Origin of the sequence: Octadecabacter antarcticus 307, from assembly GCF_000155675.2 — a bacterium.
Taxonomy (GTDB): Bacteria; Pseudomonadota; Alphaproteobacteria; order Rhodobacterales; family Rhodobacteraceae; genus Octadecabacter; species Octadecabacter antarcticus.
Genome location: NC_020911.1, coordinates 785,575 through 800,832, shown reverse-complemented (window position 1 = coordinate 800,832; position 15,258 = coordinate 785,575). Strand labels below are relative to the sequence as shown.

The 15,258-nt window shown below is 55.8% G+C and carries 13 protein-coding genes and 1 pseudogene; 10 read left to right on the top strand and 4 right to left on the bottom strand.

Annotated elements, in window-relative coordinates:
- Positions 1-7: 7 nt before the first annotated feature.
- The 3 genes and pseudogenes from OAN307_RS04155 to OAN307_RS04145 all read left to right on the top strand — a co-directional run bounded on the left by OAN307_RS04155 (position 8) and on the right by OAN307_RS04145 (position 3,346).
- Entirely contained in the window at positions 8-1,447 is a 1,440-nt protein-coding gene (locus OAN307_RS04155; protein WP_015498590.1) for an MORN repeat-containing protein, read from the top strand.
- A 100-nt stretch (positions 1,448-1,547) separates the two neighbouring features.
- Positions 1,548-2,566 (top strand): annotated as a pseudogene (locus OAN307_RS04150) (IS110 family RNA-guided transposase).
- A 471-nt stretch (positions 2,567-3,037) separates the two neighbouring features.
- Positions 3,038-3,346 (top strand): EthD family reductase, encoded by a 309-nt coding sequence (locus OAN307_RS04145; RefSeq protein WP_015498588.1) that lies wholly within the window; start codon positions 3,038-3,040, stop codon positions 3,344-3,346.
- Positions 3,347-3,490: 144 nt separating this feature from the next.
- Here OAN307_RS04145 and OAN307_RS04140 read toward each other — a convergent pair whose 3' ends face one another.
- Positions 3,491-3,940: an N-acetyltransferase gene (locus OAN307_RS04140; protein WP_245540965.1), complete on the bottom strand. Its 450-nt coding sequence runs from the start codon at positions 3,938-3,940 to the stop codon at positions 3,491-3,493.
- Positions 3,941-4,080: 140 nt separating this feature from the next.
- Complete coding sequence (locus tag OAN307_RS04135; RefSeq protein ID WP_015498586.1) at positions 4,081-4,737, bottom strand: SDR family NAD(P)-dependent oxidoreductase; 657 nt, start codon at positions 4,735-4,737, stop codon at positions 4,081-4,083.
- A gap of 305 nt (positions 4,738-5,042) precedes the next feature.
- Between OAN307_RS04135 and OAN307_RS04130 the strand changes: the two genes are divergently transcribed.
- The 7 genes from OAN307_RS04130 (at position 5,043) to OAN307_RS04100 (ending at position 13,555) form a co-directional block, all read left to right on the top strand.
- The gene (locus tag OAN307_RS04130) at positions 5,043-6,602 is read left to right on the top strand and encodes a 2-isopropylmalate synthase (protein WP_015498585.1); all 1,560 of its coding nucleotides are present in this window, start codon (positions 5,043-5,045) and stop codon (positions 6,600-6,602) included.
- A gap of 269 nt (positions 6,603-6,871) precedes the next feature.
- Positions 6,872-7,909, top strand: coding sequence for a rod shape-determining protein (locus OAN307_RS04125; RefSeq protein WP_015494292.1), 1,038 nt, complete (start codon positions 6,872-6,874; stop codon positions 7,907-7,909).
- Between the two features lie 30 nt (positions 7,910-7,939).
- A complete protein-coding gene (gene mreC / locus OAN307_RS04120; RefSeq protein ID WP_044043181.1) occupies positions 7,940-8,872 on the top strand; it encodes a rod shape-determining protein MreC in 933 nt (310 codons plus the stop codon).
- Positions 8,865-9,497, top strand: a complete 633-nt coding sequence (locus tag OAN307_RS04115) for a hypothetical protein (RefSeq protein WP_015498583.1) — start codon at positions 8,865-8,867, stop codon at positions 9,495-9,497. The genes mreC and OAN307_RS04115 overlap by 8 nt, the downstream gene beginning before the upstream one ends.
- A gap of 16 nt (positions 9,498-9,513) precedes the next feature.
- A complete protein-coding gene (gene mrdA / locus OAN307_RS04110) occupies positions 9,514-11,478 on the top strand; it encodes a penicillin-binding protein 2 (protein WP_015498582.1) in 1,965 nt (654 codons plus the stop codon).
- Positions 11,478-12,617: a rod shape-determining protein RodA gene (rodA, locus tag OAN307_RS04105; protein WP_015498581.1), complete on the top strand. Its 1,140-nt coding sequence runs from the start codon at positions 11,478-11,480 to the stop codon at positions 12,615-12,617. The genes mrdA and rodA overlap by 1 nt, the downstream gene beginning before the upstream one ends.
- Complete coding sequence (locus OAN307_RS04100) at positions 12,614-13,555, top strand: 2-hydroxyacid dehydrogenase (RefSeq protein ID WP_015498580.1); 942 nt, start codon at positions 12,614-12,616, stop codon at positions 13,553-13,555. The genes rodA and OAN307_RS04100 overlap by 4 nt, the downstream gene beginning before the upstream one ends.
- A gap of 116 nt (positions 13,556-13,671) precedes the next feature.
- Here the strand turns inward: OAN307_RS04100 and OAN307_RS04095 are convergent, their stop codons facing one another.
- The gene (locus tag OAN307_RS04095; protein ID WP_015498579.1) at positions 13,672-14,505 is read right to left on the bottom strand and encodes an SseB family protein; all 834 of its coding nucleotides are present in this window, start codon (positions 14,503-14,505) and stop codon (positions 13,672-13,674) included.
- On the bottom strand, positions 14,498-15,082 hold the full coding sequence (locus tag OAN307_RS04090) for a uracil-DNA glycosylase family protein (protein ID WP_015498578.1): 585 nt from the start codon (positions 15,080-15,082) through the stop codon (positions 14,498-14,500). Before OAN307_RS04090 ends, OAN307_RS04095 begins: the two co-directional genes overlap by 8 nt.
- Positions 15,083-15,258 lie beyond the last annotated feature (176 nt).

The following is a 15,258-nucleotide window of genomic DNA, read 5'->3' as shown; positions in this document are numbered from 1 at the left end:
GCCCGATATGAAGCGCTTTACGCCGCACCTGATCGCCGCCCTGCTGATGGCAACGCCTGCGTTGGCGCAATCCGTTCAGACAAAACAATACGACGACGGCGGCATCTACGAAGGCCAGTTTTTGGGCGGCTTGCAGCACGGTCAGGGCACCTACACCCTTCCCAACGGCTACCAATACGACGGCGAATGGTTTGAGGGCGAAATTCGCGGCAAGGGCACAGCGCGATTCCCGAACGGGTCGATTTACGAAGGTCAATTCGCCGCCGGAAAACCCGAAGGCTTCGGTGTCATCAACTTCGCTGATGGCGGAACGTATGAAGGCGACTGGATCGACGGTAAAATCACCGGACGCGGCATCGCGCGCTACGACAATGGCGTGATCTATGAGGGTGACTTTAGAAATGCGATGCACCACGGCCAAGGTACCATGTCCAGCCCTGGCGGCTACATCTACGCTGGCCCATGGGTCAACGGCGTCAAAGAAGGCGAAGGGTCGATCACCTACCCCGACGGTGCCATTTACAACGGTACATTGGCAGCCGGCGAACGCCAAGGCGTCGGCACCCTGACCATGCCGGACGGTCTGGTCTATGACGGCACATGGGCCGCTGGCCAGATTGAGGGCACAGGCCGCTTGATCCAGCCCAACGGCGATATCTATGAAGGCGACCTCGTGGCAGGTCAACGCCAAGGCGTCGGCACAGTGACCTTCGCAAACGGCGACGTTTACGCGGGCGGCTTTGCAAACGACCTGCGCAACGGTGACGGCACGTTCACAGGCGCAGACGGATACCGCTACGCAGGTGAATGGTCGAACGGCCAAATCGAAGGGACCGGCGAAGTCACCTATCCGGACGGGTCCACCTACGTGGGCACCTTCATGGACGACCTCGCCCATGGCACAGGCAAAATAACCTACCCCGATGGCTCAACCTATGAGGGCCGCTGGGAGGCTGGTGTCATCAACGGCGCAGGCATCGCAACCTACGCCAATGGCCTTGTCTACGAAGGCGAATTCCTCAACGCGAAAAACCATGGAACAGGCACGATGCGCTACGCCGACGGTTACATCTATGTCGGCGATTGGGAAGACGGACAGCGCAGCGGGTTTGGCACGGCAACCTACGCCGATGGCACGATCTATGAAGGCGCATTCGCGAACGGCCAACGCGATGGGACCGGCAAAATTACGATGGCTGATGGTTTTACCTACGAAGGCCAATGGACCGTCGGTGAAATTGCTGGCCTCGGCGTTGCGACATATACCAATGGTGACGTCTACTCAGGCGAATTCCGCTCCGGTCGACGCCAAGGGATTGGCACAATGACCTACGCGGCCTCCGGTCAAATGGCCGACGGCGAATGGCAAGACGGCGCATTGGTCATGCAGGGCGCAAACAATCCGGCCACGGATGGCGTTGTGGGTGAAGGTGTGGCGACCGAGTGACCGTCTGCCCTGCAGATGGGATGGATGGCTCTTGCGCCCATCGGTGTCGTAATACGCCATACTGCAGTTGTCAGAAATTGCTCAGCGGAGGAGCCACCCGATGCGAGTTACGACAGTAGATCTAGATTTAGCCAAGAACATTTTCCAGGTTCACGGCATCACTGATGACGGCGATGTTGTTTTCAATCGCGCACTACGGCGTGCGCAATTACTGAAGTTCTTTGAATGCCTTGAACCTTGCCTCGTCGGAATTGAAGCATGCGGCACGAGCCATCATTGGGCGCGCGAACTGTTCACATCGGCCACGACGCAAAACTGATCCCACCCATTTATGTGAAGACCTACATCAAACGCGGTAAATCTGATGCGGCTGATGCAGAGGCCATTTGTGAGGCTGTAACACAGCCGACGATGCGATTTGTCGAGATCAAGGCGCCAGATCAGCAAGCAATTCTGGCATAGCATTGAACAAGGGACATTGTGGTTCGACAGCGAATGCAAACCGTCAATATGTTGCGCGCGCAATTGGCCGAATTTGGCACCGTGTTCCCGCAAGGTGTCGGCCACGCCACTCAGTTTGCAAAGCGCCAATTCGGAGGCGAATGTCCTGATCTGCCTGACACCGCAGGCGGTGGGATCGCTGAACTCTGTGAGCAACTTTTGTTCCTGCATGGGAAGATTGCAAACTACACCCAAGAGATGACGCATATGGCACGACTCTAAGATCGCGTCGCCCTTTTGCAAACGATCCCTAGCATAGGGCCGATTACAGCTTCTGCCATCGTGGCCACGATTGGCACTGGTAGACAGTTCAGCACAGGTCGTGATTTTACCGCTTGGCTTGGCCTCACACCTCTAAGTCGTTCCAGCGGCGGTAAAGAGCGATTGGGACGTATATCAAAGATGGGGGATCGATACATTCGACGATTACTGGTTCTCAGCATGATGTCCCGAATGCGCCAGATCACCAAAAACCCCGAGCGATATGACCCATGGTTCGCGGACATCATGGCCCAAAAACCCGGCAAAGTGGCCGCCGTCGCGATGGCGAATAAAACTGCTCGCATGGTTTGGGCCGTCCCACCCCGTAACGAACCTTACCGCATCAGAACAATCTGACCCATACCGAAACACAGAGATAGCAAGGCCAATGAAGTGATGGAAAACTTGTCAGCCCTAGAACCTAGATACACCGTACTTTGTCCTGAACGCACGTTGTTCGATGAGCAGAATGGGACTTGGTTTATGAAAACCATCAGGGCCAGCGGCCAAGTGATCCGCGCCAACAGCCCGGACACAAGACCGCATCTGACAAACATAAATCGCATCAGAAATGTCTTGCTAAGTAGGAGCCATCCACACAGGACAAAGTGTGAATTCGCTGCACTTGCAAAAATTGCTACCCTTGGTACTTCGCACATGCCGTTCATTACAACGATCGGCAGATTTCTCTGCGGGCCACTGAATTTGACATGCCAACATTTGTGTGAAGATTTTCACAAACCGCACTACATTTCTCAATCATTTTTGATGGCCAAATCAACTTGATCAATTAAGCCTTGCGTAAAAAAACCCAAAAAAGGAAATTTTGTGTCCGTTTCATCGCAAGTTCTTTATCCCGTAGGTGGCGATACACAATTTGATCACGACTATTACACAACAACTTATATCCCGCTTGTTGGTAAACATATGGGTGAACACATCGACAGTACGAGCATTTCAAAAAGTTTTGCCGGAGGCCCAGATGTTCCAGCCGGGTTTTACGTGGTCGCGACAATGATTTTCACCAGCATGGACAATCTGCAAGCCACTCTTGAAGTCGCTGGCCCAGTGCTTGCTGACATCCCAAATTTCACAAAGACCGAACCGAAGATGTTGATCGGTGAAGTCATCACATAACGACGTACTTCGTCTGTCCGTGACCAAGTTGCGGGCAGTTTCTACTTGGCATAAATAATCAAAAATTTGTGGTTTTATGCAATATCCAACTTTGGCCGCGCCTTCGAAAACACGTGCAGAAGGCTCGAAGCTCACATTGCCAAATCATCCAAACACTTTGTGAAACAAAATCGACGTCGGCAGCACATATCCCTCATGCGTTGTACGCCCAACCTCGCGAAAACCAAGCGCCTTGAACATCGCGTTAACCTCCACCAACTCAACGCGGCTTTGCAGTTCAAGCCAACCAAACCCTGACGCCCCCGCCTCGGCCAGTGCCATCACCGCACGACCCAGCCTCATGCGGTGTTCGCGCACGGCGAGTTTGCCAACAAAAAGAACCTTGTCTTTTGGCGTCAGGATCACCGTTCCGGCGACGGGGTCAGATGCTGTCATGGCACCCACCCAAACTTCGGCCTGCGCCGCACTCTGCGAAAGACACTCTGACGTCAAATCACCTAGCGACGACAGCGGATCAATCCGGCCTTCCATAACCGCAAACGCTGCGCGAATAACGCCCAACGCCTCGCCCAAAACGGGGTCATGTTCTGTCAACCTTCGAAACTCAAAACCCACGGCAATCCTCGGCTCACCAACCAAATCTATACCGAATAGTTTTATACAAACCGAAAATTGCTCAATATATTTCGTAAAAAACTGCTAGTTTCGCCTTGATGCGCCCCTTTGAACGCGGATCACCACGCCACTTCGGCTCCCGCATAATCAAAGAACCTGCCGGATTGACGGGCGTCTAATCCCAATAAAACGTCACACAAGTTCTCCGCTGCTTCCGGCGCAGGCATCATCTTATGGCCCTTATAATTAGCGGTAAATTTTGTCTCTACGGTGCCGGGATGCAAAGCCACAATCACCGCTTCGGGACGCCTGCGGCCAAGCTCAATCGCAGCCCCACGTACGATCTGGTTTGCAGCTGCCTTAGACGCACGATACGAATGCCAACCGCCGATTTTGTTGTCGCCAATTGATCCAACCCGCGCCGACAGAACTCCAACAAAACATGGCCCATCGCGCGGCATGATCCGGTCCAGTTGCGCCAATATCAAGGCAGGCCCAATGGCATTCACCGCATAGATTTCACCCATCCGCCGCGCATCGATTGCCGCCAAAGACTTCTCTGGCGCGCCGCCCGCAGCCAAGGTGCCGATGGCGACAAACACCACCTCAAACGACCCTGTAAGCCCGCCCAAAACTCGCGCCACCGAATCCGGATCGGTCACATCCAACCCATCCCCGCGTGACACACCCGTGACGACGTAACCACGCGCCTCCAATTCTCGCATGACGGCAGATCCAATTCCACCCGAAGCGCCAATGACCAAAGCATTTTTCATAACTATCTATCTAACTTGAACAACGTATTCGTCCAATTGTCTTTGTCTCATAAATATCCCGGGGGAGGCCGAAGGCCGGGGGCAGCGCCCCAAACAAATATCAAATGCAGCCCTGCTGCACATTATAACAACTCTCCCCTTTTCAAATAGCCCCGCGTGCGTATAATCAACAGTATGACGTTTATCGCTCATATTCAGGCCATCCTCGGCCTCCTCCTTAGTCGCCTCTGAGCGTGCCTTTCGGTGCGACCGCTCAGAGGGTAGGACGCGCCAAGAAAACCTAAGGAAAACAAGGGATTAATTAAATGACTGATCATGTTCTGATCTTTGACACGACCCTGCGTGATGGGGAACAATCCCCCGGCGCGACCATGACTCACGACGAAAAAGTCGAAATCGCAGAGATGCTTGATGAGATGGGTGTCGATATCATTGAAGCCGGATTCCCTATCGCATCAGAGGGGGATTTCAACGCGGTGTCTGAAATTGCAAAGCGCAGCAAAACAGCACAGATCTGCGGGTTATCACGCGCAAATTTTAAAGACATAGACCGCTGCTGGGAGGCAGTTAAACACAGCCAACGCCCACGCATCCACACGTTCATCGGCACCTCACCGCTGCACCGCGCGATCCCGAATCTCGACATGGATGAAATGGCGGAGCGCATTCACGATTGCGTAACCCATGCCCGTAATCTGTGCGACAACGTACAATGGTCATCAATGGACGCGACGCGTACGGAATGGGGTTTTCTGAAACGTACGGTCGACATCGCGATTAAGGCGGGCGCGACGACAATCAACATTCCCGACACCGTTGGGTACACTGAACCCGTTGAATCCGCCGATCTGATCAAGCGTTTGATTGCCGAAGTGGACCGCGCCGATACGGTGATATTCTCGACCCATTGTCACAATGACCTTGGGATGGCGACGGCGAATTCGCTGGCAGCCGTTCAGGGCGGTGCGCGCCAAATTGAATGTACAATTAATGGTTTGGGCGAACGTGCAGGCAACACCGCCCTCGAAGAAGTGGTGATGGCGCTGAAGGTCCGCAAGGATATCATGCCGTTTGAGACCAGAATCGACGCCCGCAAGATCATGAACATCTCACGCCGTGTGGCCACTGTTTCCGGGTTTCCGGTGCAGTTCAACAAGGCAATAGTCGGCAAGAACGCCTTCGCCCATGAATCCGGCATCCATCAAGACGGCATGCTGAAAAACCGCGAAACGTTTGAGGTCATGCGCCCAGAAGACGTCGGTCTATCCGGCACCACCCTTCCGCTGGGCAAACATTCAGGCCGCGCCGCTTTGCGTGCAAAACTGTCGGAACTTGGCTTTGAAATGGGCGACAACGAACTCAAAGACGTGTTCGTGCGCTTCAAAGATTTGGCCGACCGCAAGAAGGAAGTTTTTGACGACGACCTGATCGCACTGGTCCGTCAGAACAGCACCGAAGACGACCGTTTGAAGTTGAAGGACCTGACCGTCGTCTGCGGCATGAATGGCCCGCAGAAAGCTGATATGGTTCTGGAAATTGATGGTAGCGACCACAGCAAGTCTGCCACAGGCGACGGCCCCGTGGATGCAACTTTTAATGCGGTCAAGGCGTTGTTTGCACACGATGCCCGCCTGCAATTGTATCAGGTCCACGCAGTGACCGAAGGCACAGACGCGCAAGCGACTGTATCAGTCCGCATGGAAGAAGACGGGCGCATCGCGACGGGCCAGTCGGCGGATACAGATACTGTTGTGGCGTCCGCCAAGGCCTACATCAATGCGCTCAATCGCCTATTGGTGCGTCGTGAAAAAACCGCGCCTGGGGTGGACACGCCCGAAATTCGCTACACAGACGCGGGCGAGTAATTTTGCGTAAAACGGTTGCAGCGGCGCTCGTCGTCGCTGCGCCATGCACGGTGAATGCGTAGGTTTACCCGGCTGAGCCTCAAGGTCCATCCGACATGATGCGCAAGACCAGCCCATAAGCGACATTATTTTCGGCGAGATCGCGGCGGAATAGCGCGTACCCCTTCTATTAATCCCTCTTCCCCCCAATGCCCACGCACCCTATATATCGCTGACGTTCGCACCCATTGGGGAGTCGCGGACGCATAATCTAAGGGAACGGCACCGCAATGTTTGGCTTAGGCAATCTTTTCTCGTCTGATATGGCGATCGACCTCGGGACAGCGAACACGCTGGTCTATGTGAAGGGCAAGGGTATTGTTTTGTCTGAACCTTCGGTTGTTGCCTACCATATGAAAGACGGCGTTCGCAAAGTGTTGGCTGTCGGCGAAGACGCGAAATTGATGTTGGGCCGCACGCCCGGGTCGATTCAGGCAATCCGCCCGATGCGCGAAGGCGTGATTGCCGACTTTGACACCGCCGAAGAGATGATCAAGCACTTCATCCGCAAGGTTCACAAACGCTCAACATTCTCAAAGCCGAAGATTATTGTCTGCGTACCGCACGGCGCGACACCGGTTGAAAAACGCGCCATTCGCCAGTCGGTCCTTTCTGCTGGCGCGCGACGCGCAGGTTTGATCGCTGAACCAATTGCCGCTGCCATTGGCGCGGGCATGCCAATCACTGATCCTACCGGTAACATGGTTGTGGACATTGGTGGCGGCACCACAGAAGTCGCCGTGCTGTCCCTTGGCGACATAGTTTACGCGCGATCCGTGCGCGTCGGTGGCGATCGCATGGACGAAGCGATCATTTCCTACCTGCGCCGCCAGCATAATCTGCTGATTGGTGAAGCCACAGCTGAACGCATCAAAACATCCATCGGAACAGCACGCATGCCCGACGACGGTCGTGGCCAGTCGATGATGATCCGTGGGCGCGATTTGCTAAATGGTGTGCCGAAAGAAACCGAGATTAGCCAAGCGCAAGTCGCAGAAGCCCTCGCTGAACCTGTGCAGCAGATTTGCGAAGCGGTGATGACAGCGCTTGAGGCGACACCGCCAGATTTGGCTGCGGATATCGTTGATCGCGGCGTCATGCTGACGGGCGGCGGTGCGTTGCTTGGTGAACTCGATCTTGCGCTGCGTGAGCAAACGGGCCTGGCAGTTTCTGTGGCCGATGAAAGCCTAAATTGTGTGGCCATGGGCACGGGTAAGGCATTGGAATACGAACACCAATTGCGCCACGTCATCGACTACGACAGCTAAGCACTTTTTATTCTTAGGGGGGCCACCCCTGTGGCACGGGACAGACAGCAAACCGAAGATTTCGTCAGCCCTGTCCGGCGTCTGTTGGTCGGTATTCTGGTGTTGTCCATGTTTGCCACGTTCCTGATTTGGCGTATCGACAATCCGCGTGTCGAACGGTTCCGAATGATGGTCATTGATGCGGTCGTGCCAAATTTTGATTGGGCGATGGCACCCGTCACGGGCGTCATAAACCTGCTGTCTGATTTCCAGTCTTACCAACGGCTTGCGCAGCAGAATTCAGATCTACGCCGCGAACTGCAGGACATGAAAAGCTGGCGCGAGGCAGCCATTCAGCTAGATCAAGAAAACGCGCGGCTTCGCGATCTGATCAATGTGCAACTCGACCCACAACTGACTCGGATCACAGGCGTTGTGCAAGCGGATTCAGGGTCACCGTTTCGCCAGTCCGTGCTACTGAACGTCGGCGCGCGAGATGGTATTCTGGACGGCTGGCCCGCAATGGACGGCATCGGGTTGGTCGGTCGTATTTCTGGCGTCGGCAATGAAACGTCCCGCGTGATCCTTGTCACGGATACGTCCAGCCAAATTCCCGTCACTATCCAACCATCGGGCCAGCGGGCCATTCTGTCGGGCGACAATACCATCAATCCACTGCTGCAATTCATCGAAGACCCTGACCAGGTGAAACCGGGCGACCGCGTTGTCACATCTGGCGATGGCGGCGTTTTCCCCGCCGATCTTTTAGTTGGGCAGCTCGCGCGGGGCACGGATGGGCGGCCGCGGGCACGCCTTTCGGCTGATCTTGAACGCATCGAATTCCTGCGCGTCTTGCGCAGTCAGCCAACCGCCCGGATCAATGATGCAGGGTCACTTTTGGCGCCCCTCAACGCCCCTGTTTTACCGATTGAGGCTGACCCGGAAACCGAGGCTGAATTTTTGGAGGGCGGCGGTGATGGCTGACAACACCCTTAATCGCCGCAGATGGATTGGTCGATTGACGTTCGTGTTTCTTGGCTTGTTCATCATTTTTTCGCACCTCATCCCGCTCGAAACTGTTCCGCCAAGCTTAGGCAGCAGTTCACTTGTGCCGATTGAACCGCGCGGGGCGACGCCAGCCACTGATTTCGAAGTCGAAGAATTCTTTGATCCCGTGCGCTGGATCGCGCCCAATTTTTTGATTTTGCTAGCTGTGACATGGGTGATAAGGCGCCCGTCATTTGCTCCTGTCTGGGTAATCGCAGCGCTATTTTTTCTGGCGGATCTGCTGTTTCAACGACCGCCCGGATTGTGGACTGCGCTTGTATTGATCCTGACCGAAATCCTGCGCGGGCGGTCGCGATCGATGCGGACTTTGCCGTTCTGGTTGGAATGGATGACTGTGGCGGTCGGTATATTGGTCATCTCCATCGCCTATCGGTTCACATTATCGATGGTTTTAGTCCCACAAGGCCCACTGGGGCTGACAATACTGCAGTTGGGGCTTACATTGATCACCTATCCAGTTGTTGTTTTCGTGTCCTATGCCTTGTTTGGCGTAAGCCGCCCAGCGCCGGGTGAAGTGGACGCCCTTGGGCATCGAATGTGAAAGTGCAGTACCAACTATGAAACGTGGCCCCAAAGAAGTCGAAGAATGCGCCCACCGCTTTTCGAGACGCGCACTTCTGCTTGGTGTTGCGCAGCTTGGTCTCATCACAGCCTTGGGCGCACGCATGGCATCGATGCAGGTTAATCAGGCTGATGAGTTTCGCATGTTGGCCGAAGAAAACCGCATAAACATCGGCCTAATCCCCCCCGCACGCGGGTTGATATACGACATTAATGGCGTCGTGCTGGCAGACAACGAACAGCACTACACAATCACGATAACCCGCGAAGGCGCGGGCGATGTGGATGAAATTCTAGCGCGGTTGAACCGTCTTGTCGTGCTCGATCCCGAACGGCTGGAAAAGGCGCGCGAAGAATTGGGTGCTCGAAGTCCGTTTGTGCCTGTGACCGTCGCTCAACGCGTGTCATGGCAGGACATTTCCCGCGTGAGAGTCAATTCCCCCGCCCTGCCCGGTGTCGTCGCCGAACTGGGCCGCAGCCGTATCTACCCACAGGGCATAGACATGGCGCATGTGGTTGGCTACGTCGGCCCCGTCAGCGATTATGATCTTAGCCGGATCGAAGACCGCGATCCTTTATTGCAAATTCCCCGTTTCCAGATCGGTAAGACGATGGTGGAAAACAGGCTCGAACGTGACTTGCGCGGTTCCGCTGGCACCAAACGGGTCGAGGTGAATGCTGCGGGTCGTGTAATGCGCGAACTGGATCGCGTGGAAGGCACGCCAGGGGCTGATGTGCAATTGACCGTCGATGCACGGCTGCAAAACTACATTCAGGCGCGACTGGACGGCCAGTCTGCCGCCGCAATTGTGATTGACGTTACCAATGGCGACATCAAAGGCATCGGGTCTGCCCCAACTTTTGATCCCAACGTCTTCGTTCAGGGCATTTCCGTCGCCCTGTGGGATGACCTGAATGAGCGTGACATCGTAACTAGCCTGCACCGTCGCCCATTGGCGGCCAAAACCGTGCAGGGCACTTATCCGCCTGGATCAACATTCAAAATGGTAACCGCTCTTGCAGCACTTGAGGACGGGGCCATTGGTCCGGATGAAACAGTGCGCTGCGTCGGGCATGCGGATGTGTCTGATGTGCGGTTCCACTGCTGGAAACGTTCAGGGCATGGAAACATGAACCTGAATGAAAGCCTGAAACAATCCTGCGACGTGTATTATTACGACATCTGCCAGCGCGTTGGAATCGATAAAATTGCTGCAATGGGGCGCAAGCTCGGGCTTGGTGAACGCCACGACTTGCCCATGTCCGCAATCCGTTCTGGCATTATGCCTGACAAAGCATGGAAACGCGAAACGCGCGGCGAAGATTGGCGGGTCGGTGACACGGTGAACGCGTCGATCGGACAGGGCTACGTGGCCACGTCGCCGCTGCAACTGGCCGTGATGACCGCCCGCATCGCAACGGGCCGCGCCGTGAAGCCACGCCTTGTACGATCAATTGACGGGGTGGATGAACCGTCCGGCGCTGGCGAAAGCCTCGGCCTAAACGAAAATAACCTGCGCCGCATACGCAGTGCGATGTATGACGTGTCCAACCATCCGCGCGGCACTGGTTATCGCACCCGCATCGCCACCGAAGAATTCCGCATAGCGGGCAAAACCGGCACCAGCCAAGTGCGTCGGATATCTCTAGCCGAACGCGCCGCCGGCGTCACCAGCAATGCAGACTTGCCGTGGAACCGGCGTGACCACGCGCTTTTTGTTGCGTTCGCCCCAGCTGATAACCCCAAATATGCAGTCGCAGTCGTCGTCGAACACGGCGGTGGTGGGTCTACCGCTGCAGCACCAATTGCCCGCGATGTCATGCTGCAGGCGCTGTACGAAGGCACACCACCTCTGTCCGCCTACCCCGCTGCCGCGCGCGGTCAAATTGCCGACCAGCAACGCCGCCTGAACGCGCTGATCCGCGTCATCCAGCCCGGCCACGACACGGACGAAGCCTGATGAGCTATCTGGAATATCAGCTCAAATTTGTCCCCGTCGGCTTTCGCAAGCTTTTGTTCGTAAATTGGCCTGTGGTCTTTTTGGTAACGGCAGTGTCCAGTTTTGGCTTTTTGATGCTTTATTCTGTCGCTGGCGGGTCGATGGACCCTTGGGTGAACCCACAAATTCAACGGTTCGGCCTCGGCGTTGTAGTGATGCTGGGCATGGCGATGGTACCCATCTGGTTTTGGCGCAATATGGCCGTCGTTGGGTATTCATTGGCCTTGGCATTACTGGTGCTGGTAGAATTCATCGGCGTTGAACGCAACGGTTCGCAGCGGTGGCTCGACCTCGGCCCTATGGATTTACAACCCTCCGAGCTGATGAAGATCACACTTGTTATGCTGCTGGCCGCCTATTACGATTGGTTGCCCCTGAACAAAGTCAGCAAGCCACAATGGATCATCGTTCCCCTACTGTTTATCGCAGCACCCGCTTATCTGGTGCTGAGCCAACCCGATCTCGGCACGTCGATTCTGTTGGTATCAGGTGGTGGCGCAGTTATGTTCTTGGCGGGTGTTCATTGGGCCTATTTCGCAAGTGTGATTGCTGGCGCTCTGGGCCTCGTGACGGCTGTGTTTCAAACGCGCGGCACTGGCTGGCAGATGCTCAAAGACTACCAATACCGGCGCATTGATACGTTCATCGACCCAACCCAAGACCCCCTAGGTGCTGGCTATCACATCACCCAAGCCAAGATCGCATTGGGGTCGGGCGGCTGGACGGGGCGCGGGTTCATGCAAGGCACACAAAGCCGTCTGAATTTTCTACCCGAAAAACACACTGACTTCATCTTCACAACTTTGGCAGAAGAGTTTGGCTTTATCGGCGCCTTCGGCCTACTGATCCTCTACACGCTGATCCTCATCTTTTGTGTGCAGTCCGCTGTGACAAATAAAGATCGCTTCGCGTCCCTTGTGACGATGGGTGTCGTAGTGACGTTCTTTTTATTCTTTGCGGTAAACATGGCAATGGTCATGGGTCTAGCCCCTGTTGTCGGCGTGCCACTGCCGCTTGTGAGCTACGGTGGATCGGCGATGCTGGTCCTGATGGCGGCGTTCGGGCTGGTGCAGTCCGCCCACGTTCATAAACCCCGATGAATAAAACCTCACCACTCCGCGCATTGTTTTCCGCAGGTGATGCCGCTTGGCCTGAATACACCGCCGCTCTGCCGCCTGCGTTTGCCGCGCAGGGCTTGACCGTTGATGTGTCGCGCGACCACGCGCCTGAAACCGTCGATTATATCATCGCCGCCCCGAATGGTCCGATACAGAATTTCGCGCCGTTCACCCGTTGTAAGGCCGTACTGAACCTTTGGGCAGGCGTTGAAGATATCGCGCCAAACAAGACTCTGACCCAACCACTTGCACGCATGGTTGACCCTGGCCTGACGGACGGCATGGTGGAATGGGTGGTCGGGCACACGATGCGCCATCACCTTGGCTTGGATCATCACATCCATGGACAAGACGGCATCTGGCGCGCTGCCTACCCGCCGTTAGCGCACAATCGCCCTGTGACGATCCTTGGACTTGGCGCACTTGGCGCCGCTTGCGCCAAAATGCTCACAGGCTTGGGCTTCCCTGTCACGGGCTGGAGCCGGTCACAAAAAGACATCGCAGACGTCACCTGCCAGTCCGGCACTGACGGATTGCGTGATGCCTTGGCCGATGCCGAAATCATTGTGCTTTTGTTGCCGCTTACGGATGCGACAACCAATATCCTGAACCATAAGACTCTCGCACTCCTCGCTGACGGGGCCTTCATAATCAACCCCGGTCGCGGCCCGCTGATTGACGACGACGCGCTGCTCACAGCGCTTGATCTCAATATCGCCCACGCCACGCTGGATGTTTTTCGAACCGAACCCTTACCAAAAAACCACCCGTTTTGGGGACACCCTAAAGTAACAGTCACCCCCCATATCGCGTCCACCACGCGGGCAAGCACGGCGTCACTCTGCATTGCCGAGAACATCCGGCGCGGCGAAGACGGCTTGTCCTTCCTGCACCTCGTGGACCGTAGCAAAGGCTACTAAATCCCACCCTGTCTTTGTCTTGAAAAATATCCCGGGGAGTCCAGAGGACGGGGCAGCGCCCCACCTTTCTTGCGGGTTTTCAACAAAAATCTGCCCCTCAGTCGCGTCACGCGCACTCAATGCAGCTGGGGTGGCTTACTCGGGTCCATACCGGGATTTGCACCCGGCTGGCCATTTGATGTTCCGGGCATCTGCGGCGTTGGTAGATCGAACCGCAGCCCGACTTTTGCGACCCGTTCAGACACCGGATCACCCCCTGCCAGATGCGTGACGTCTAACATGCCTGCCTCTATGCCAGAAAACACCAGCGCCTCATTTATCGCAGCCGTCAGCGCGCCTTGCGCACCTTCAATCGTGCCGACAAACGCCAACATATGACCGCGCCCGCCACCCTCGTAGATGACACCACACAGATATGCCTCAACCGCCAATCCTGCGGCCGTGGCGAGCTTTCGATCAAGGGCTTCCAGCAAAACCTCCGGCAGTCCAGTCGGGGCCGTCAGTTCCGTAATCTGGCCATCGACCTCTTGCGCGTCGGACCCTAATGTCTGCGCCAGCCAATCCACGGCCTCGGCTGGAACCAACATCGCAGACGGGGCCACGCCCATGTTCAGAGCCATCCCAATCCGCTGACCTTCAAGCATCTGCGCCATGCCACGACCCGACAGCGCCGCGTAAGGTGCGATCGCTTTTCCATAAAATTCCGACATCCGCGCCTCGCGGTCAAATATCAAAACGAACTGTTGATCCTCCGCCTCAAACATCGCCGGTGAAATCTGGTCTCCCTCGACCTCTGCCTCAAGCAGCATGAACAACTCAGACTCGGCCAACCGTTCGTAGAACCGCAATCGCGCCAGATCATCGGCCTCATCAGCGACCATGGCCGCGTGGGCCCGATCAATTTCAGTCGTGCCTATCTCAGTCAGGGCAGTCTCTATCAGTTCAGTCATTCAAAACCTCTTTCACACGGGCCCGCAGCGCGGGCAGAACTTCTTCCCCGAACCACGGATTTTTCTTTAGCCATTCGGTATTGCGCCACGACGGATGAGGCAAGACAAAGGTGTCGGGCGCGTGCATCCGGCAGTCTGAAACCGTTTCGGTGACGCCAGTTTTCACACCCAGATGATAGCGGTGCGCGGACGCCCCGACCAAAACGCGAAGCCGCACGTCGGGAAGGTCTGCCATCACCCGGTCATGCCATGTTTGGCCACAAATCTTGGGTGGCGGCAGGTCCGACCCTTTGGCGTCATATCCAAGGAAACAAAATGCCATCGGCACAATCGCGACACGACTCTGGTCATAGAATGTCGTATCGTCGAGGCCCAGCCAGTCGCGCAAACGATCCCCTGACGGGTCTGTGAAGGGACGACCGCTTTTGTATGCTTTCATCCCCGGTGCCTGCCCTGCGACCAACAACCGCGTTGTTGGCTCAAACCAGACGATCGGGCGCGGCGAATGGGCGGTGTGCGTGGCGGCGAAACGGTCCGCACACAGCGTGCATCCGCTGATTTGGAGGTGCAATGTCATGCTATTAAACTATACCAACTGTCCCCGCAGACCAGCAAAGCCTAATGAAACCCTCTCAACTCAGATCAGCTTCCTGACAGTTACGTTGTAAAAAGATGCGGTCCACCGACATATTAAAGCCAGATTGTCTTCTTATTGGAGACAATGATGAGGTGATCTGTCACTTAAGACAAAGG

What these genes read in the sequence shown, in the direction of transcription:
- OAN307_RS04135 (WP_015498586.1), bottom strand. Translation starts at nt 4,737, where the DNA reads ATGAAAAATGCTTTGGTCATTGGCGCTTCGGGTGGAATTGGATCTGCC.
- rodA (WP_015498581.1), top strand. Translation starts at nt 11,478, where the DNA reads ATGAGCTATCTGGAATATCAGCTCAAATTTGTCCCCGTCGGCTTTCGC.
- OAN307_RS04125 (WP_015494292.1), top strand. Translation starts at nt 6,872, where the DNA reads ATGTTTGGCTTAGGCAATCTTTTCTCGTCTGATATGGCGATCGACCTC.
- OAN307_RS04100 (WP_015498580.1), top strand. Translation starts at nt 12,614, where the DNA reads ATGAATAAAACCTCACCACTCCGCGCATTGTTTTCCGCAGGTGATGCC.
- OAN307_RS04130 (WP_015498585.1), top strand. Translation starts at nt 5,043, where the DNA reads ATGACTGATCATGTTCTGATCTTTGACACGACCCTGCGTGATGGGGAA.
- OAN307_RS04090 (WP_015498578.1), bottom strand. Translation starts at nt 15,082, where the DNA reads ATGACATTGCACCTCCAAATCAGCGGATGCACGCTGTGTGCGGACCGT.
- mrdA (WP_015498582.1), top strand. Translation starts at nt 9,514, where the DNA reads ATGAAACGTGGCCCCAAAGAAGTCGAAGAATGCGCCCACCGCTTTTCG.
- OAN307_RS04095 (WP_015498579.1), bottom strand. Translation starts at nt 14,505, where the DNA reads ATGACTGAACTGATAGAGACTGCCCTGACTGAGATAGGCACGACTGAA.
- OAN307_RS04115 (WP_015498583.1), top strand. Translation starts at nt 8,865, where the DNA reads ATGGCTGACAACACCCTTAATCGCCGCAGATGGATTGGTCGATTGACG.
- OAN307_RS04155 (WP_015498590.1), top strand. Translation starts at nt 8, where the DNA reads ATGAAGCGCTTTACGCCGCACCTGATCGCCGCCCTGCTGATGGCAACG.